Origin of the sequence: Bacillus cereus (assembly GCF_002564555.1) — a bacterium.
Classification (GTDB): Bacteria; Bacillota; Bacilli; order Bacillales; family Bacillaceae_G; genus Bacillus_A; species Bacillus_A cereus_K.
In genome coordinates, this window is the sequence record NZ_NUVD01000104.1 from 490,708 (window position 1) to 508,118 (window position 17,411).

Genomic DNA, 17,411 nt, shown 5'->3' on the forward strand with positions numbered 1-17,411 from the left:
CACCGTCCAATTGGCTGTTTTTTTACCCAGCCAATTTGTTATACTTGATGTATATAAGAGATGCGGAGGCGTTTGTATGGAATGGAAGCTAGATAACGACAGTAAAATCCCCATTTATCAGCAAGTTGTTGACTTTATTGAAAGACGTATTACATACGGAGAGCTTCCTCCTGGTAGCTTCCTCCCCTCAGAACGGAAATTAGCTACGCAGTTAAATGTAAACCGAAGTACGGTAACGACTGCTTATAATGAACTACGTGCTATGGGGATTGTTGAAAGTACGACCGGTAAAGGTACACGTGTGAGTACACATATGTGGGGCGTTTCTCCGACATTAACGCCGAACTGGAGAGGTTTCGTAGAAGGTGGTACTTTTTTGCCAAACTTACCATTACTTCGCCACATTCGGGCAGAGGTACAACAAAATGAAAATATTATAGATTTCGCTAATGGAGAGCTCGGTTGTAACCTCTATCCTCACGATCAACTACAAACGATTTTACGAGAACAACCGTTAACGCAGTCATTAAGTTACGATCATCCGCAAGGGTACCTCCCGCTAAGACAAGCGGTTGTAAAATATATGAAGGAATATTTAAAAGTTGAAGCGACTGAACAATCCATTATGATTACATCTGGCGCCCAACAAGCACTCCACCTTATCGTGCAATGTTTATTAAATCCAGGTGATGCAGTTGCTTTCGAAAGTCCTTCACACTGTTATTCATTACCGTTATTCCAATCAGCGGGTATTCGTATTTTCCCATTACCTGTTGATGAACACGGTATTAATCCGAATGATGTGCAAGAATTATATAGAAAGCACCGTATTAAAATGATCTTTTTAAACCCAAATTTCCAAAACCCTACGGGAACGATGCTGCATCCAAATCGTAGAAAAAAACTGTTATCACTTTGTGCTGACTTACGAATTGCGATTGTTGAAGATGATCCGTCTAGTTTACTTACGTTAGAAAATAAACAACCTTGCCCTACTTTGAAATCGATTGATGAAAACGGAACAGTTATTTATGTACATTCCTTATCCAAAATGATCGCGCCTGGTTTACGAATTGGTTGGCTTGTCGCTCCCCAGTCTGTCGTAGAGCGATTATCCGATGCACGGCATCAAATGGAATTAGGAATGAGCATATTCCCGCAGTGGCTTATGCAACAATTTTTCGAAACTGTACCATTTCAGTCGCATATCGTACCGCTGCGAAAACAACTAGCAGAAAAAAGAGACATTATCGTCCGCGCTCTAAACGAGCATCTTCATGATAAAATCTCTTTTTCAAAACCGACTGGTGGTATTTACATATGGGGAAAATTAAACGAACCGATAAACGAAAAACAACTCATTATGCAAAGCTTAAAGCAAGAAATCGCCTTTATGCCAGGTAGCATTTTTGGCGCGAAAGATGGTTATATTCGATTATCTTACGGGAAGGTAAATATGGATCAAATCGAGGAAGGTATTGCTCGTTTGCGTGAAGCTATTTTGGTTTGTGAAAAATAGCATTAGGTAAAGAGATCTTGTTTGACAAAAGATAAATCTACCATTATTATCAAGTCGAACCTATTTATCCCGCTATTTGTGGGCAGTAAAACTCCCACTAATTCAAGTTTCACTTTATAGGAGTGATAAAAATGAAAATTTACGTTGATGCAGATGCATGTCCTGTAAAAGATGTTATAATCTTTGAAGCTACGAAGGGGGAAATTCCTGTTACCCTCGTTACTAGCTTTTCTCATTATTCTAATGCAGAGCAGCCCGCAGGTGTGGAAACAATTTATGTTGATTCCGGAGCAGATGCTGCAGATTATCGGATTATGCAGTTAGCAAAAAAAGAAGATTTAATCGTAACACAAGATTATGGTCTTGCTTCTCTCGCTTTAGCAAAAGGCTGTATCGTTCTACACCATAAAGGCTATAAGTATACGAATGAAAACATTGACCAACTATTACAAACACGTTATTTAAGTGCAATGGTTCGAAAAAGCGGAAAACGCACAAAGGGGCCAAAACCATTTACAGCAGAAGATAAAGAGAAATTTAGAGAGCTCTTTAAAAGTGTAATTGCACTTTAGAAATGAACCTTCTATTTGTAGGGAAAGCTTTGCAAAAAAGAAGAGAATATCCGAATGAACATTCTCTTCTTGAGGTTTACCCGTTTAAAAAGACGGTAAGTTATCTAAGTTATTTTCCTTTATACCATCAGGCTCACTACGTATAATATCCCTACCATACTTATGAAATACATCCACATGAGCTAACTTCCCTAATTTTGCTTCATTAAGAGCAGTAATATAATCTAGCTCTCTCCCGCTACTTGTTTTAAAAGCAATTAAATCCCCATCATCATTTTTACGAACAGCAACAATTTGTTCTACTCCTGCATCGACTTCATGAGCTACTTCCAAATGGGCTTGCTCTTCTCCTTTATGTAAATAATCATTGTAAACTTTTTGAAAGTCTTTTTTCTCCATAAAAAATCACCTCCAACACATTTTATTAGTATGGTTGGGAGGTAGTGGTTTTATGTAATTTCATTTATTACAAGTATTGAATCATATATTCTAATCCGAAGACTTTTTTAATACCTACGCAATTTCTTCAAAGTCTCCAATATATCATCTGTAAAGGTCGTACTACCCTCTTTCTCTAAAACTCTGAAATATAAACTTCTTAAGAAGGATCTAACATTTTGTACTAAAATATCATGCTGAGGATGCGGGATATCTTCAACAATTGCTATACTGTGTAACCAGTTGCTCCATTCTTCTTCAGTTAAAAGATTTTGATCCCGTAACGACATAATTGGCTTTACTAGTCTCTCATCCTCAAAGTGTATGTATACGTAGTCATTTAAACGAACCTTTTGACGAACCGCAGCTAGAATCGCATATGAAAACTCGCGATTTCGTATCGTACGCGCCAAAGCATCTAGCGCATCTGCCGCATGTGCCGTAGAATGTGCCCAACCTTTTCCTTCTATGTAACCTCTTACGTCTTCTTCTAAATAGACATATTCCAGCACTTGTTCTGCCACACTGTATAGTTGTTCTTCAGATAACAGCGGTTCTCTTTCATGAACAGATAAAATAAGTGGTGGAATTAATACGGAGAACGCACGTTTAAAAACAGAGTCTGTTCCCTTTTCACCAATTTTATAAAATAAATAATCAGGACTAATCGCTTGTAACATTAATCCTCGTAATTCTTTTTGTCTAAATACATCATTTGTAATCCATGTGTGAAGCGTACTATAAATCAAGTCATCACGCAGTTCCGCATCTGGTGATCCGATATAATCTAACATCCACTGTGCATATGGATATGCGTCTACATCTTCTGGTACAGCATAATTATTATTTTTAATTTGTTGTAATTCTTCTTTTAACTCTAGTACTTCATTCATTAGATGTTCTGTCCCCTTTTTATGTTTTTAACTTGCCTTTTTTCCTTATCCCCTGGAAATTACTTCGTAAAATTAATTTCATTATACGAGAATTATAACAATAAATATAAGGTTATACATATATTTATGATTACGCATTTACTTTCTTTCATGAAATATCACTTCTGGATTTTCTAAATCACTATTCTGAAATACAACATCCGCACACTCTTTCGGATTATGCTCGTCTATATACATTTTACAGGCTGCATGATACCTGTTTAAAAACATCTTCTCTGCTAGTTCATTTGCAAATATTGTTTTTCCTGACGCTGTAATACCACTTACTCCAACTCTCATTGGGTGCGCTAAGTGTAACGTTAAAATATGATCTGTAATTTCTTCAATAATTTGTTTTCGGTTCATGATATCTCCTCCCACAATTAGTTTACATAATATAATTACATTAAATAAATCATGGCACTATTCGTCGGTAAATCGATATCCTATGTCGAATCGTTAATATATTTTTATTGATTTACATTCTCCTTACTTCCCCTTAAACCCTCGATACAAAGCAGTCCGTAACTCTTGTTTATATTCCTCAATTTCTGGCATATCGAGTTCTTCTGCTAGTCTGATAGCTAATTCAATATCATACGGTACACGTACGAGTTGAATGGAAAAGCTCGCTTCTTCTTTTTCATTGTAAGTTCCTTCAAAGATTAAATAGGAAGCTTGTGTAATTTCAAGAGGATTTCCTACGCTACCAGCATTACATAACGTTTTACCTCTGAAATTTTGAACATACGCTTGGTGAACATCACCGTAGCAAACGACATCTGGTTTTCTTTCTCCTTCTATATTCTCTGTGAGATCACTATTTTCGAACATGCTAACACGTTCTTCTATTGCAGCGTGTGGTTGAATTCTTTCATACAAACTTCTCGGTGAAGCGTGGAACATACGAATGAGTTTCCCGCTCATAAAAAACTCGATTGAAAATGGTAAACTTCTTAAATACTCATTTTGTTCCTCTGATAATTGTTTTTGATGCCATTTCAGCGCTTCAAACTCAGTCGGTTTTGTAATGAAATCATCCCAGTTTCCCATTACGACTCCTTCACATTCTTTACGAACGATTTCAATTACTTCGCTGGAATGAGGGCCTTTTCCTACTAAATCACCAAGGCAAATAATGCGCTCAATACCTCTTAATTTAATATCTTGTAGCACAGATTCTAAAGCAGGAATATTACCATGAATATCTGAAATTACCGCTATTTTATCCACATGAACCCCTCCGTTATTTATTGTTTATTATATCCACATGTTGTGATTGATACCAACTCGGAACATAGGACAAAAATGATTATGATCTTCTAACATTCAGTTCAATCTCTCTATCAATATATGTACAAACTACCTAACACTTCATGTTCTCGTTTATTTTCCCCTTTAAACTCCACTGCAAAAGGATATTCGCCCTGATTCTTCAGGCATTCTAGCACTAATCCTTCCCCAATCGGTTCACAAAACTGTACATGAATATCACCAAACACTACACTTTGACACTCAGCATTCCACTCTTCATTTTGTATGACTGAACTTGCAGTTAGCTCCATTACTTCTTTCCATTTCTGCACCGTTTCTCTCACATTTTTCACTGCGTAATGAATCGTTTCGATTTGTTGTACTTTGTTTTTATGTTCAGCAATCGTCCCTGTTTTACGTAAATCAATTCTTCTTTCTTCGTCCGTTTCATTCCACTGTATAAAGAAAGGTAATTTCGGTCCGCTTTCTTCCTGCTTTACAAATAACATTTTCCATTCTAAAAGGCGTCCATCTTTTCTCATACGTTTCCCTTCAAATGGCCCTATTGTATGTAAACCGTGCTTACTAAACTTTTTTGCTAATTCTTCAATGGCATCTGTTCGAATTGCGATTTGTAGCATTCCTTCTCCATTTTGTAATTTCACGACCGTTTCCTGCACTAATGGATTTTCTGCTTCTTTCGCTTTTTCTTCATGTTGAACGGCTAAAAACTCTATATATGATAAATCAAAATAACATAAACTATTCCAAGTACCCCAGTTTGTATGCTCTCCGCCTAATGCAGTATGAAATCCACGCTCCTGCATTTGTTTTGCCGCTTCCTCCGGTGTACAACGCACTGCGTGAACAAGATGATCAAATGCTAACATTGTCTTTCTCCCCTTTCTCTCCATCCTTTTATTGTATATTTTATTTTTCTTTCATTCAATTCAAAAAAATTTAAAACCTAGTTGATTTATACGATTAATATGTATTATAATAAAACAAATTTCATTATTGCTGATTGGAAAAACCAAAGGCACTTTTCTCATATGAGGAAAGTGCCTTTTTCATTTATCCCGCATTAACGGGCAGTAAGACCCCCACCTAAAAATACAGCGAAAGCAAAGAAGTTAGGTGGAGATCAACTGCCCGTAAATGCCCGATTGGTTCAACTAATAATCAGTGGGGGATAACAAAACCCCCACTGATTATAGTTTCACTTTATTATTACAGGGGGAATATTTATGCAGAAATTAATTGTATTTGCTATTATTGGATTTTTCGCTCAATTGATTGATGGAGCACTTGGAATGGCGTATGGTGTAACGTCTACCTCACTATTATTAATGTTTGGTATCGCACCAGCTGTAGCTTCCGCATCTGTTCACTTAGCTGAAGTCGTTACAACCGCGGCTTCTGGCGCATCTCACATCAAATTTGGAAACGTTGATAAATATACCGTTTCCAGGCTCACATTACCAGGGGCCATTGGCGCATTTGTTGGGGCATGTTTTTTAAGTAATTTACCTGGCGATGTGATTAAACCGTACATTTCAATATTTTTATTCACTTTAGGGGTTTATATTTTATTACGATTCATTATTCAAAAACAAATTGTCCCTTCCAATAAACGCATGTCTGCCAAACAGCTTGTACCGCTCGGTTTATTCGCTGGATTCGTCGATTCAACTGGCGGCGGCGGCTGGGGCCCAATTACAACACCTGTACTTCTGGCAAGAGGAAATGAAGCAAGAAAAGTTATTGGATCTGTAGATACGAGTGAATTTCCTGTTTCACTTGCTGCAACGATTGGCTTTTTCATTTCACTTGGCTGGGAGCAAGTAAGCTGGGTTTGGGTATTCGCCTTAATGCTTGGCGGGATTATCGCTGCTCCAATTGCTGCATGGTTAGTACGCATCGTTCCACCTCATTTACTTGGCGTATTAGTTGGTGGCCTTATTATCTTTACGAATATACGTACACTACTTACAACATTTAAAGTGGATCCAACTATTATTTCACTTTCTTACGTTGCAGTTGGTCTTGTCGTTATTATTTCTATCTTCATTGCTGTCCGTAATCATTCCAATCGTTCTAACGCATCGACAGTTGGGTATCCGACAGATCAAAAACAGATACAATCGTAATTATGAAAAAATACCGCCCGATTCGTTTCGAGCGGTATTTTTATTTTTCTATTTCCCAATTAATCATCGTTTCTGTAGTATTTACTCTCTTCATATGTAATTTCTCTAATACGCGAATCGAACTATAATTATCCAGAAGTGTCTCTGCAATGATCGTTTCTACTTCTCCTGTCTGAAAAGCCCAATTTATTAGTTCTCCTACAGCTTCTGTAGCAAACCCTTGATTCCAATATTTCTCAATAAATCCGTAGCCAATTTCTACTGTATGATTCTCGTTCGGTTTCCCTTTAAACCCTATATCACCTAGTACGATGTCATCTTCCTTTCGAATTACATACCACGCGCCCCAGGGTAATAAAGCTGCATCTTGTTTTACATTTTCCACATGCCCTAAAATATGCGGACCGCTATCATATCCTTCCTCTTCAGCAACGCGAAGCTTCTCTTCTGTACACGGTACTATATATAGCCTTTCTGTTTCTAATTTCATGTTAATTTCCCCTTTTTTGATTAAACGTTAATCTAATTATAACAAAAAATATGACTTTATAGTGAATGTCGAATTATATTTTCTGAATTTTCTTTTTTATTTTAAAGGGTTTTTCAGTATTTTTTGCGAAACATTTGTATAACAATTTTTTCTTTGCTTATCGTTACATAAAAGTAGGTTCGGGTGGAGTTTTGCAAACGTTTCCTAAACAATAACCGATATTTTTTGACTTTTCCTAACAAAATTCCTTGCAATATATTCAGAAAATCATTACAATTGCCATATATTAAAAATCTTAGCAATATATAAATCCTCATCAGTCCGATGAGGTAGAGGTTGCGACTTTTAAAAGTAGAACGGACGAGACACAGAGAATGTCACCGACTCCGTTTGAAAGGAAAAGTTGCCGAAGTTTATATTTCTTCTCTGGAACTATAAGCTGGGGCTGTCTCCGAAAGGAACAGAACTGTCACGTTTACAACATTACCGTGTAAACGTGGGGTGCTATCTTAACGGAAGGGTATGATGGGGTGGTTATTTGTGAAACGTTCCGCCAAATTCCTTTGGCGGTTTTTTGTACTTTTCTCCCCCCGCTCCTTCCTATCTTACAAGAAAAGGAGTGTTGAACATGAATAGCGCAACGAATCAAACTACCTCTGAAACGCAAACTACAAATGGAAAAGGTGAATTAAGACGCGGTCTAAAATCAAGACACCTTACGATGATTTCCCTTGGTGGTACAATTGGTACCGGATTATTTCTTGCCAGCGGTGGTGTCATCCATGCAGCTGGTCCTGGCGGTGCACTAGTTGCATATGCCGCAATTGGAATTATGGTTTATTTTTTAATGACAAGCTTAGCAGAGCTCGCAGCATACATGCCTGTTACTGGATCTTTTAGCACGTATGCAACAAAATTTGTTGATCCATCACTTGGCTTTGCACTTGGATGGAACTATTGGTATAACTGGGCAATTACGATAGCGGCTGAACTCGCAGCTGTATCGTTAATTATGAAATTTTGGTTTCCAGATACACCTTCACTCATTTGGAGTGGCCTTTGTTTAGCTATTATTTTCCTTTTAAACTACTTATCTGTTAAAGGGTTTGGTGAATCTGAATATTGGTTCGCACTTATTAAAGTCGTTACTATTATTATCTTTTTAATTGTCGGTTTTATGATGATCTTCGGAATTATGGGTGGTGAATCTGTTGGATTTAAAAACTTCACTGTTGCAGATGCACCATTTAACGGCGGTATTATGGCAATTATCGGTGTATTTATGGCCGCTGGATTCTCATTCCAAGGAACTGAGTTATTAGGAGTAGCTGCTGGTGAAACTGCTGATCCAGAGCGCAATATTCCAAAAGCAATTCGTTCAATCTTTTGGCGTATTCTTTTATTCTATATCCTTGCGATTCTCGTTATCGGTTTATTAATTCCTTACACAACTGAAAGCCTTGCCGCAAGTGATGTAACAGTAAGTCCATTTACACTTATTTTTGAAAAAGCTGGTGTTGCCTTTGCTGCTTCTGTTATGAACGCTGTTATTTTAACTGCCGTACTATCTGCTGGTAACTCTGGTATGTATGCATCAACTCGTATGCTTTGGGATTTAGCTCGCCAAGGCAAAGCACCTAAGTTTCTTGGTAAATTAGATAGCCGCGGTGTACCTGTTAACGCATTAATCCTAACGTCGATCGTTGGTAGTATTGCTTTCATCGCTTCCTTATTCGGTGACGGTGTTGTATACATTTGGTTATTAAACGCATCTGGAATGTCTGGCTTTATCGCATGGGTCGGAATTGCAATTAGTCATTATCGCTTCCGTAAAGCATATGTCGCACAAGGTAAAGATTTAAAAGACTTACCATATAGAGCAAAATGGTTCCCATTCGGTCCAATCTTTGCATTTGTACTTTGTGTCATTGTCATTTTAGGACAAAACTATGGCGCATTTATGGGAGAATCAATCGATTGGAACGGTGTACTCGTTTCTTACATCGGTTTACCACTCTTCATAGTACTATGGTTAGGATATAAATTTACTAAGAAAACGAAAGTGATTCCTCTTGATAAATGTGAATTGAAATAGCATGAAACGAGCAAACATATACTGTTTGCTCGTTTTACTTTGCAATGCTTCTCCCTTCCCTATTTCTTATGTTTTTGCCATAATGAAATGAGAAATAAAAATAAAGGTTGGGATTACATGAACATTCGTATTACTGATGAAGCAAAAGCAGCTATACATAGACTAGAACGTGAAGGCAAAAAAATTATTCGTATAAGAGGCACAATGACAAACTCTTGTAGCATTTTCGTTGATGTGGATTTAATTTGGGATACATATAATATGGATGATGTTGTATATGAAGATACAGATCTTATCGTACAAATGGATTCATTTACGAAAGACTACACTGGTGATACGGTGAAACTTGATTATAAGACGACAGGTTTTAGCATTACGACTCCGAGTGAGACTTTGGTTTATGGATTGTCGGTTAAAAAATAAAACTTGTTTTCAACTGACCACTGAGGTGAAAATATGGGTAAATATGTTCCGTTAAAATTTTTATTTAATGAAGAACTAGCAGAAAAAATGGCTGATTCTATTTGCAAACATGATCCTAATTTCTCTAAAAGAAACTTTGTATCTTCCGTCACATGTAAAGTTGAAAATTTAGAGCTAAAACAACGTGTAGAAGTAATAGCAGATGAATTACACAATGCATTACAAAAAGATTTTAATGAAGCAATACATATATTACTAAAAACATTGGGACCAGAAAATACAACAGAAGTAGGCACATTTACAAACGGATATATGTACATGCCTATTGCAAAATACGTTGAAAAATACGGACTTAACGATTTTCAATCCTCATTCAACGCAATGTATGAAATAACAAAAAGGAATACTGCTGAGTATGCCATTCGGCCTTTTCTTGAAACATACCATAAAGACACACTAGACATATTACAACAGTGGATACGTGACGAAAATAGCCATGTTAGGAGATTAGTTTCAGAAGGTACAAGACCAAGACTTCCTTGGGCTAAAAAAATGGGAGCCCTGAAAGGTGATTTTAATAACAATCTAACACTTCTTGAACCATTAATGAATGATCCTTCTAAATACGTTCAAAAATCAGTAGCCAATCATATTAACGATATTACGAAAGAAGATACAGAACTCGTTTTTCAATGGTTACAACAATTACGTGATAAACAGCACCCTGTTAACCCTTGGATTATAAAACACGGGTTAAGAACGGTGATAAAAAATGGTACTTTACCAGAAGGTTTTTCTTTTTAAGTATTTTAAACAAAAACGCTTATACTTCAAAAATGAAGTATAAGCGTTTTTTCTCTTTCAAACATTATCCCTGCCTTAAAACATTTTGAAACATTTTTGGCTTATTTCGTTCAAAACTCTCTATTAGTTCCCTACCAAATATGGTTATGCTCTTCTCCCAAGGATGGCCTAAATACCCCCACTTAAAGTCCTTATGAATAAAGAAATAGTAATCTCCATTCGGAATGATTGGTATGATCCACTCATCAAATTCATTTCTTTCAAACTCTAAGTGTGGATTTACCCAATAGCATTCATGTTGCCAATCTAATGCCATAATATATTCATTTGATGCTGTATTTTCTTTAAAGACTTGTAGTACTTTCTCTTCAAGTTCATCATATACATCTAAATCTACCGATTCTCCGAAGTAATGAGAAATATTATATGTTACAAAAGGACTTGGCAGCTGAAATGATGGAAATGTAGAAACACTTGGAGAAAACTCTAGCTCACTATATACCCTTTCCCAAATTCGATTGTCCTCTTTGTCTGTAAACTCAATCTAATTCTTCATTAAATATCTACCTTCCCTTTATATTTCAAAGGAATTTCACTCGAAAATCCCGAATATATAAATAACCATTCTCACAAGGAGCAAACTTATATGAATCTATTCAAACACGAAACGTAAAACCGCTTCATTTCAATAAGAGGTCCTCCTTCTTTCTTTCCTCTTCATATCATTCATTTACAAAATAGGAGGACAAAATTATGAAACGGGATCCATTATTTCTAACTTTATTAGAAAGCGCAAATACAAACTTTAGTGGCTGGGATTTTTCTTTCATTTCAAAAACTGGCCGAATGAATAGCGAACTTTTATCCTGGTCGTACGGTAGTACCACTTTCCAGCTTATGCAGCGTGCAAAATCCACGCTAGATATGGGTACTGGAGGCGGAGAGTTTTTGTCTATGTTACAACCGTTCCCATCAACTATATTCGCTACTGAGGGCTACGCTCCGAACGTGCCAATCGCTCGAAAGAAATTGGAGCCTTTAGGGGTTACTGTTATAGAGGTGACCGATGATACTACTTTACCATTTCAAAATGGTCAATTTGATTTAATTGTGAATCAACATGAATCCTACGCTGCTTCTGAGGTAAATAGAATACTTTCTCCTAATGGGATATTTCTTACACAGCAAGTTGGCGGTCTTGATTGCGCTGAACTTAACGAACAGTTTGATACACCGCTAAATAGCGAATTTGCAAGTTGGTCACTCGAAACTGCATGTAGTGAGTTAGAGGGAAATGGATTTACTATTTTAGAAGCAAAAGAAGAGTTCCCTTTCCAACGTTTTTATGACATTGGCGCCATCGTCTATTATTTAAAAGCGATTCCATGGCAAATTCCTGATTTTACTGTAGAAAAGTATTTTGAGGAATTATATCGTATACATGAAAGGATCTTGCAAAAAGGATATTTTGATGTGAAGCAACATCGATTTATGATTAAAGCGATTCGTAACTAACAATGTAGCACACGCAAACAAAAAAGAGATGGATATGCCATCTCTTTTTTCTCAAGATTTCTATTATAAATAAGAAGCATATAACAGTAAATTTGGTCATTTACGCCTTGCAATAGCATCCGCTAATACAATAAGTTGCTCGTGTGTTATCTTTCCGGCTACCTTTTCTTTTATAACTTTTTCCATTTCTTTTGTAACAGTCATGCCTTCTATTTCTAGACTCGCTTTAGCTGCCTCGAAAGCTTTATTTAGTTCTTCCTCGTTTTTAAATACCATAATTTGAGTTCCCCCTTCAAACATTTTCTCTTAGATTTCTATTTACTCTTTCACCATAAGAAAAGTAATATCTTCCCACTTCTTTTCTAATTGTAATACAGTCTTTTCCATGCTGGCTCCTGTTAATAGATCATACCCTTCAATTTCAGCTACAAGTTGTTTCGTTTTACTCTTCGAATTCATATCTTTGTATAGGATATATATTTTATTCTCCTGTACTTGTATATCATATATCCCTTTATCTTCTCTTATGATTTTTGTATTTTTATCACTTTGCAGTGAGTATGTACGTATGATATTCAAGTTCTCATCTAACTCTTTCACTTTTTCGTCCTGATCTAAAATATACACCTTATTATCACTCACCTGAACTAGAACAGGGATAAATTGCTTTTCATCTAATATCGTTTCTTTTTCTACTACTTTAGTTTTCGGGTTTATCATCATTAATTTAGATGGTAACTTTTGATTTACATTGTCACTTAGTGCCAGTAATAATTTATCCTTATACTTTTGAAAAATTACCTTTTGAGTAGTTGATGCGAAATACACGTTTTCATTAGGAATTTCAAATTCGTTTGTTTTTTCATTTGTATTTAAATCTATTTCTGAAATAAATACTTGATCTAACGTTTGTGAAAATGCGTATATGTTATTTTCAATAACATGCGCTCCTTGAATCGTTCCCTTCAGTTCTACACTTTCTTGCCTTTTTTCATTCTCTTTCCAATATACGAGTTCACTTGTATATCCCTTCTTTTCATCTACCAATCCAACATTCACATCATAATATACATATCCTTGTTCTGCGTGTATAAAATATGCTCCTGCATTTACATCTTGTAATTCTTTAGGTCTATTTATCTCTTGTACCTTACCTGTCTTATTAATTGCATAATGCTTGTTATTTCTACTTGATGAAAAGTAGTACCCCTTTTCGTCTTTTGCATTACTCATCATACCCTGGCCATCCACTTCCATTTTACTAATCTCATTTCCTTTCTTATCATATGCATATATGTAACCTCCATCTTTCATTGCATTTGAATAAGATACGAGATAATCTGCTTGTTGAATGTTTTGGAACTCTTTATCATTTTTAGAACAAGCTACAAAAAGAAACATAGTACATATGACGATTATGCCCAATGAAGTGTATTTCTGAAGCATACAATCACCCCACATATATAATGAGAGCAATCGACGTATGCTTGCCGATTGCTCTATAAAATATATTATCTATTAGAGTGAAAAAGTGATTTTTTCACTTGTCTTTTTCTATTGAGAAACGAGTTGTTTTTCATATCGTTTGTTCGTATCATCTTCTGTCAAAAGTGCAGTTGTGTATTTAATAATATTCCGGTTATCATACGTGAATATATGCTCTAACTTGTTTTCTTCTGTTAATACTATTGGTAAATATTTTGGTAAATTGCTAACTACACCTCTGTTATCACCATCTAATATCCAATCAATTTCTTTCCATTCTAATAATCCTTCAGCCATGCTTAGTGGTGCATTCATATGTACTCCATCTGGCAAATCAGCAAGGAATACATACATTCCTTCACTATCCCGAGGCTTATCCCTATTTTTGAAAACCACATTCCCTTTATACGTTACACTTGGAAGATCTATGCCTGTTTCTTCAAGCGTTTCTCTAATTATTCCTTCATATGGCGTTTCATTGTCTTCAATTTTTCCACCAACACCATTCCACATTCCCATATTCGGCTTTTTATTTCTATTTAAGAGGAGTATGTTATCCCCTCTTCTAATGAAGCAAATTGTGTACTTATACATACGATCATATCCTTTCCATTCCCTAACCGTTAACTTCATTCCCGTTATAGAAGCATCTAATTATTCATTGATTATTTTTTTGAGGAATATAAAAATACAACACTAGTCTATTATCTTCATTTTTGAAAAAGGATAATACACAAACTCCACCTTACCAATCACATTATCTTCTTCAATATATCCTAAACCATTTCGACTATCCCTACTAAATTCACGGTTATCTCCCATTACAAATAGTTTATTTGGTGGAATCTTTGTCTTTTGGAAGTTATAAAACACTTGTGGATTATTGAATAAATCTTTGTTTGTGTATGGTTCTTCTTGCTTTTTATCATTTACATATACAATTCCATTCGTTATGTTAATTACGTCACCAGGAAGTCCAATTACACGTTTCACATAATATTTCGACTCATCCTCGTCTTTAATAATGACAATTTCCCCGTGCTGTATGTTAGAAAAATGTACTGCTGCTTTATTTACAAATACGTAGTCTTCTTCATATAAAGTCGGTTGCATCGATTTCCCTTCCACTTTACATAAAGTAAAAGAATGATAGGCTACTACCAAAACAAACACGAAGAGTATGTATTTCCCCCAGCCTTTTTTAATCTCCTGTTTCATATCCATTCCCACCTTATTCAAACACTTTTAACTCAAAAAATATATCACTGCACCATATGTCTCAATGCAGTGATACTTTTTTACTGGGCCTTGTTCGGCTGTTCTACCGGGACTGGATTTCCACCCGATCTTTTCGTTTTCAATTCAAAATACGCATCCAAAATCTCTTTACCAATTGCGGAATTAATTCCTGATTTATCATTATTAACCCATGGTACAACAACTGAAAAAGCTACTTCCGGATCGGCATCATATGGTGCATAACCGGCTAGAGTTAAATTATAACATTTTTTCCGATTATTATTTTCATCTCTACCAATATCACTTTCTCCACCATACACTGTCTCAGCTGTTCCTGTTTTTCCAGCCGGTTTATACGGTAATCCTTTAAATGTCCCCGTACCTGTTCCGTCAGCTTCTTGAAAAACTCTTCTAAATCCTTCTTTTACATGATTAATGTATGAAGTGTCCATATCCACTCGATTTAAAACAACCGGTTCAATCGATTGAATAACTTTTCCGGCATCCTCTGGGCGGTTTGGCTGCTCTCTAATTTCTTGTACAATTTGTGGTTTCATTCGGTAACCGCCATTTGCAATCGTTGAAATATATTGAGCGAGCTGAAGCGGTGTATATGTATCATATTGTCCAATCGCATAATCAAGTAAAAAGCCCGGTATATTATCAGTTCTACCTATTTGGCCGAGCGATTCATTTGGTAAATCAATCCCCGTCGGCACACCTAAACCAAATTGTCTAAAATAAAAACGCATTTTATTAAACGCTTCTTGTTTAATGTCTAATGGATTGTTTGGCACATAATTTACCCCTGCCACTTTTAATGCTGTATTAAACATATAAACGTTCGATGAAACTTGTAAAGCTCTTAGATCATCAATATCACCAAAGTCTTTCCATGATTTTTTCGGCTTGGAACTTCCTTTAAAATACATTGGTGCATCAAAGAAATGCGTAAACGGTTTAATCGCTTCTGTTTGATATCCAGCTAATAAAGTAGCCCCTTTCACAGTTGACCCTAATTCATAAGAACTTGTCATCGTTCCTAAAGCATAGTCTTCTATTTGCATCCCGCCGTCTTTATTTACAATTCTCTTTCCTGCCATTGATAAAATTTGACCGTTTTTCGGGTTCATCATAACAACGAATGCACGATCCATCATCGGTTCTGAAGTATGGAACGCTCGTAAATTTTTTTCAAGGCTTTCCTCTACTTTTTTTTGCAATTCCATATCAACTGTTAACATTAAATTATTTCCACTTTTTCCTTTTGTCACTGTTTCAGTTCGAACAACATTTCCAGTTTTATCTGTAATGTTTCTCATTTGTTCTTTCGTTCCATGAAGTGCATCTTCATATTGCTTTTCGATATAACTCTTACCAATACGATCATTTCGATTGTAATCCCGCACTAAATAGTAGTCTAATTGCTCTCTCGGCAACCCTTCATTTTCACTGGAAACACTGCCAAGGATGGAACGAAGTATTTTATCATTTGGATATTCACGTTCCCAATCCACAGTCGTATCTACTCCTGGCAAAATTGCTAATCTTTCACTTACCACCGCATATTCATTTTGACTTACATCTTTTTTGACGATTTGCGGTGTCATTTTATATCCCGCATTCATTTTACCTTTAATGGCCAATACTTCTATATCATCTTTTGAAAGCTCATTTAATTCTTCTTGTGTAATTCTTTCTCGTCGTAACTCTTCTACTTTTTTATCTAATTCTTTCCCTTCTAGTTCCTGCTTTCTTAATTTATTTTCATCTTCTTTCGTTACTTTTGTTGCTGCTCGCTTTTCATTTAACTGCATCCAAAAATCTTTTTTATCAGTCTCTGTTAACTTATCCATATCCTCTTGCGGCATTTCAATTAACTTCGCTAACTCTCTCGCTACTGTTAAAACCTCTTTCGAATCTACACCTTTCATTTTCGTATATGTAACAGTTCGTAGCGGTTTATTATTTACAATCATTTGGCCTTCCCGATCAAACATTTTCCCTCTAGGAACAGGAGTGCTCACCGTCACATCTTCCTTTTTATTCACTTCATTTCGATATGTTTCTCCATCAATGATTTGCACTTTACCTAATTGAATTATAATAGCTGAAAATAAAAGAAAGACGATAAAAAATAGTACATTTAACCGAAATGGAATATGGGTCTTTTTCTTTTTCGGTTGTTTCTTTTTCTCCTTTTTCTGTCTCATTTCGCTCCCTCGCTTCATTCTATTAACTTCTACGAAAAAATCATTATGTATCAAATTTATCCCGCATTAACGTGCAGTAAAACTCCCACCTCAAAATTCGGCTGAGGCAAAAAAGTTAGGAGGGAGATTAACTGCACGTAAACGCCCGATTGGTGAAGGCTAATAATCACTGGGGATGCCCCCCCACTGATTAAAGTTTCACTTTATTTATATGATATATATAGAATTTTATATTAATTACAAAAGAAATAAAAGATTTAATTTTCAGTTTTTTTGTTTTTA

19 protein-coding genes and 1 riboswitch are annotated in these 17,411 nt (G+C 35.9%); of the genes, 7 read left to right on the forward strand and 12 right to left on the reverse strand.

Annotation, left to right across the window (positions count from 1 at the left end):
- Positions 1–76 precede the first annotated feature (76 nt).
- Complete coding sequence (locus tag COI75_RS26160) at positions 77–1,519, forward strand: MocR-like pyridoxine biosynthesis transcription factor PdxR (RefSeq protein WP_000454910.1); 1,443 nt, start codon at positions 77–79, stop codon at positions 1,517–1,519.
- A 131-nt stretch (positions 1,520–1,650) separates the two neighbouring features.
- Positions 1,651–2,091 (forward strand): YaiI/YqxD family protein, encoded by a 441-nt coding sequence (locus COI75_RS26165; protein ID WP_000708759.1) that lies wholly within the window; start codon positions 1,651–1,653, stop codon positions 2,089–2,091.
- Between the two features lie 84 nt (positions 2,092–2,175).
- Here the strand turns inward: COI75_RS26165 and COI75_RS26170 are convergent, their stop codons facing one another.
- The 5 genes from COI75_RS26170 to COI75_RS26190 all read right to left on the reverse strand — a co-directional run bounded on the left by COI75_RS26170 (position 2,176) and on the right by COI75_RS26190 (position 5,605).
- Entirely contained in the window at positions 2,176–2,490 is a 315-nt protein-coding gene (locus COI75_RS26170) for a DUF3892 domain-containing protein (protein ID WP_000412050.1), read from the reverse strand.
- A gap of 107 nt (positions 2,491–2,597) precedes the next feature.
- Positions 2,598–3,422 carry a DUF2785 domain-containing protein gene (locus tag COI75_RS26175; RefSeq protein ID WP_001006703.1) on the reverse strand — a complete coding sequence of 275 codons (825 nt, stop codon included), beginning with the start codon at positions 3,420–3,422 and terminating at the stop codon, positions 2,598–2,600.
- A 138-nt stretch (positions 3,423–3,560) separates the two neighbouring features.
- Complete coding sequence (locus COI75_RS26180; RefSeq protein WP_001080481.1) at positions 3,561–3,827, reverse strand: hypothetical protein; 267 nt, start codon at positions 3,825–3,827, stop codon at positions 3,561–3,563.
- A gap of 123 nt (positions 3,828–3,950) precedes the next feature.
- The gene (locus tag COI75_RS26185; protein ID WP_000357644.1) at positions 3,951–4,694 is read right to left on the reverse strand and encodes a metallophosphoesterase family protein; all 744 of its coding nucleotides are present in this window, start codon (positions 4,692–4,694) and stop codon (positions 3,951–3,953) included.
- 113 nt (positions 4,695–4,807) lie between these two features.
- Complete coding sequence (locus COI75_RS26190) at positions 4,808–5,605, reverse strand: VOC family protein (RefSeq protein ID WP_000879131.1); 798 nt, start codon at positions 5,603–5,605, stop codon at positions 4,808–4,810.
- Between the two features lie 357 nt (positions 5,606–5,962).
- Here COI75_RS26190 and COI75_RS26200 point away from each other — a divergent pair, with 357 nt between their 5' ends.
- The gene (locus COI75_RS26200) at positions 5,963–6,865 is read left to right on the forward strand and encodes a sulfite exporter TauE/SafE family protein (protein WP_001170735.1); all 903 of its coding nucleotides are present in this window, start codon (positions 5,963–5,965) and stop codon (positions 6,863–6,865) included.
- Positions 6,866–6,905: 40 nt separating this feature from the next.
- Here the strand turns inward: COI75_RS26200 and COI75_RS26205 are convergent, their stop codons facing one another.
- A complete protein-coding gene (locus tag COI75_RS26205; RefSeq protein ID WP_000764592.1) occupies positions 6,906–7,355 on the reverse strand; it encodes a GNAT family N-acetyltransferase in 450 nt (149 codons plus the stop codon).
- A gap of 322 nt (positions 7,356–7,677) precedes the next feature.
- Positions 7,678–7,870: riboswitch (Lysine riboswitch) on the forward strand.
- A 113-nt stretch (positions 7,871–7,983) separates the two neighbouring features.
- Between COI75_RS26205 and COI75_RS26210 the strand changes: the two genes are divergently transcribed.
- From COI75_RS26210 to COI75_RS26220, 3 genes are all read left to right on the forward strand, one after another.
- A complete protein-coding gene (locus COI75_RS26210) occupies positions 7,984–9,450 on the forward strand; it encodes an amino acid permease (RefSeq protein ID WP_001083401.1) in 1,467 nt (488 codons plus the stop codon).
- Between the two features lie 117 nt (positions 9,451–9,567).
- Positions 9,568–9,873 carry an iron-sulfur cluster biosynthesis family protein gene (locus COI75_RS26215; protein WP_001026193.1) on the forward strand — a complete coding sequence of 102 codons (306 nt, stop codon included), beginning with the start codon at positions 9,568–9,570 and terminating at the stop codon, positions 9,871–9,873.
- Between the two features lie 33 nt (positions 9,874–9,906).
- Positions 9,907–10,677 carry a DNA alkylation repair protein gene (locus COI75_RS26220; RefSeq protein ID WP_000521704.1) on the forward strand — a complete coding sequence of 257 codons (771 nt, stop codon included), beginning with the start codon at positions 9,907–9,909 and terminating at the stop codon, positions 10,675–10,677.
- Between the two features lie 64 nt (positions 10,678–10,741).
- On the opposite strand, the gene COI75_RS26225 is transcribed toward COI75_RS26220, so the two are convergent.
- On the reverse strand, positions 10,742–11,221 hold the full coding sequence (locus COI75_RS26225; RefSeq protein ID WP_232288631.1) for a DUF2716 domain-containing protein: 480 nt from the start codon (positions 11,219–11,221) through the stop codon (positions 10,742–10,744).
- 209 nt (positions 11,222–11,430) lie between these two features.
- Here COI75_RS26225 and COI75_RS26230 point away from each other — a divergent pair, with 209 nt between their 5' ends.
- The gene (locus COI75_RS26230) at positions 11,431–12,192 is read left to right on the forward strand and encodes a class I SAM-dependent methyltransferase (RefSeq protein WP_000817604.1); all 762 of its coding nucleotides are present in this window, start codon (positions 11,431–11,433) and stop codon (positions 12,190–12,192) included.
- A gap of 96 nt (positions 12,193–12,288) precedes the next feature.
- Here COI75_RS26230 and COI75_RS26235 read toward each other — a convergent pair whose 3' ends face one another.
- The 5 genes from COI75_RS26235 to COI75_RS26255 all read right to left on the reverse strand — a co-directional run bounded on the left by COI75_RS26235 (position 12,289) and on the right by COI75_RS26255 (position 17,147).
- Positions 12,289–12,468, reverse strand: a complete 180-nt coding sequence (locus COI75_RS26235) for an antitoxin VbhA family protein (protein WP_000231414.1) — start codon at positions 12,466–12,468, stop codon at positions 12,289–12,291.
- 42 nt (positions 12,469–12,510) lie between these two features.
- On the reverse strand, positions 12,511–13,638 hold the full coding sequence (locus tag COI75_RS26240) for a hypothetical protein (protein WP_000939658.1): 1,128 nt from the start codon (positions 13,636–13,638) through the stop codon (positions 12,511–12,513).
- A 108-nt stretch (positions 13,639–13,746) separates the two neighbouring features.
- On the reverse strand, positions 13,747–14,271 hold the full coding sequence (locus COI75_RS26245) for an NUDIX hydrolase (protein WP_000280195.1): 525 nt from the start codon (positions 14,269–14,271) through the stop codon (positions 13,747–13,749).
- 102 nt (positions 14,272–14,373) lie between these two features.
- Positions 14,374–14,895 (reverse strand): signal peptidase I, encoded by a 522-nt coding sequence (gene lepB, locus COI75_RS26250; RefSeq protein ID WP_000806871.1) that lies wholly within the window; start codon positions 14,893–14,895, stop codon positions 14,374–14,376.
- A gap of 80 nt (positions 14,896–14,975) precedes the next feature.
- Entirely contained in the window at positions 14,976–17,147 is a 2,172-nt protein-coding gene (locus COI75_RS26255) for a peptidoglycan D,D-transpeptidase FtsI family protein (protein ID WP_000820319.1), read from the reverse strand.
- Positions 17,148–17,411 lie beyond the last annotated feature (264 nt).

Bases quoted from the DNA above. Each gene is read 5' to 3' on its own strand.
- COI75_RS26160 (WP_000454910.1), top strand. From the start codon at position 77: ATGGAATGGAAGCTAGATAACGACAGTAAAATCCCCATTTATCAGCAA.
- COI75_RS26165 (WP_000708759.1), top strand. From the start codon at position 1,651: ATGAAAATTTACGTTGATGCAGATGCATGTCCTGTAAAAGATGTTATA.
- COI75_RS26170 (WP_000412050.1), bottom strand. From the start codon at position 2,490: ATGGAGAAAAAAGACTTTCAAAAAGTTTACAATGATTATTTACATAAA.
- COI75_RS26175 (WP_001006703.1), bottom strand. From the start codon at position 3,422: ATGAATGAAGTACTAGAGTTAAAAGAAGAATTACAACAAATTAAAAAT.
- COI75_RS26180 (WP_001080481.1), bottom strand. From the start codon at position 3,827: ATGAACCGAAAACAAATTATTGAAGAAATTACAGATCATATTTTAACG.
- COI75_RS26190 (WP_000879131.1), bottom strand. From the start codon at position 5,605: ATGTTAGCATTTGATCATCTTGTTCACGCAGTGCGTTGTACACCGGAG.
- COI75_RS26200 (WP_001170735.1), top strand. From the start codon at position 5,963: ATGCAGAAATTAATTGTATTTGCTATTATTGGATTTTTCGCTCAATTG.
- COI75_RS26205 (WP_000764592.1), bottom strand. From the start codon at position 7,355: ATGAAATTAGAAACAGAAAGGCTATATATAGTACCGTGTACAGAAGAG.
- COI75_RS26210 (WP_001083401.1), top strand. From the start codon at position 7,984: ATGAATAGCGCAACGAATCAAACTACCTCTGAAACGCAAACTACAAAT.
- COI75_RS26215 (WP_001026193.1), top strand. From the start codon at position 9,568: ATGAACATTCGTATTACTGATGAAGCAAAAGCAGCTATACATAGACTA.
- COI75_RS26220 (WP_000521704.1), top strand. From the start codon at position 9,907: ATGGGTAAATATGTTCCGTTAAAATTTTTATTTAATGAAGAACTAGCA.
- COI75_RS26230 (WP_000817604.1), top strand. From the start codon at position 11,431: ATGAAACGGGATCCATTATTTCTAACTTTATTAGAAAGCGCAAATACA.
- COI75_RS26235 (WP_000231414.1), bottom strand. From the start codon at position 12,468: ATGGTATTTAAAAACGAGGAAGAACTAAATAAAGCTTTCGAGGCAGCT.
- COI75_RS26240 (WP_000939658.1), bottom strand. From the start codon at position 13,638: ATGCTTCAGAAATACACTTCATTGGGCATAATCGTCATATGTACTATG.
- COI75_RS26245 (WP_000280195.1), bottom strand. From the start codon at position 14,271: ATGTATAAGTACACAATTTGCTTCATTAGAAGAGGGGATAACATACTC.
- lepB (WP_000806871.1), bottom strand. From the start codon at position 14,895: ATGAAACAGGAGATTAAAAAAGGCTGGGGGAAATACATACTCTTCGTG.
- COI75_RS26255 (WP_000820319.1), bottom strand. From the start codon at position 17,147: ATGAAGCGAGGGAGCGAAATGAGACAGAAAAAGGAGAAAAAGAAACAA.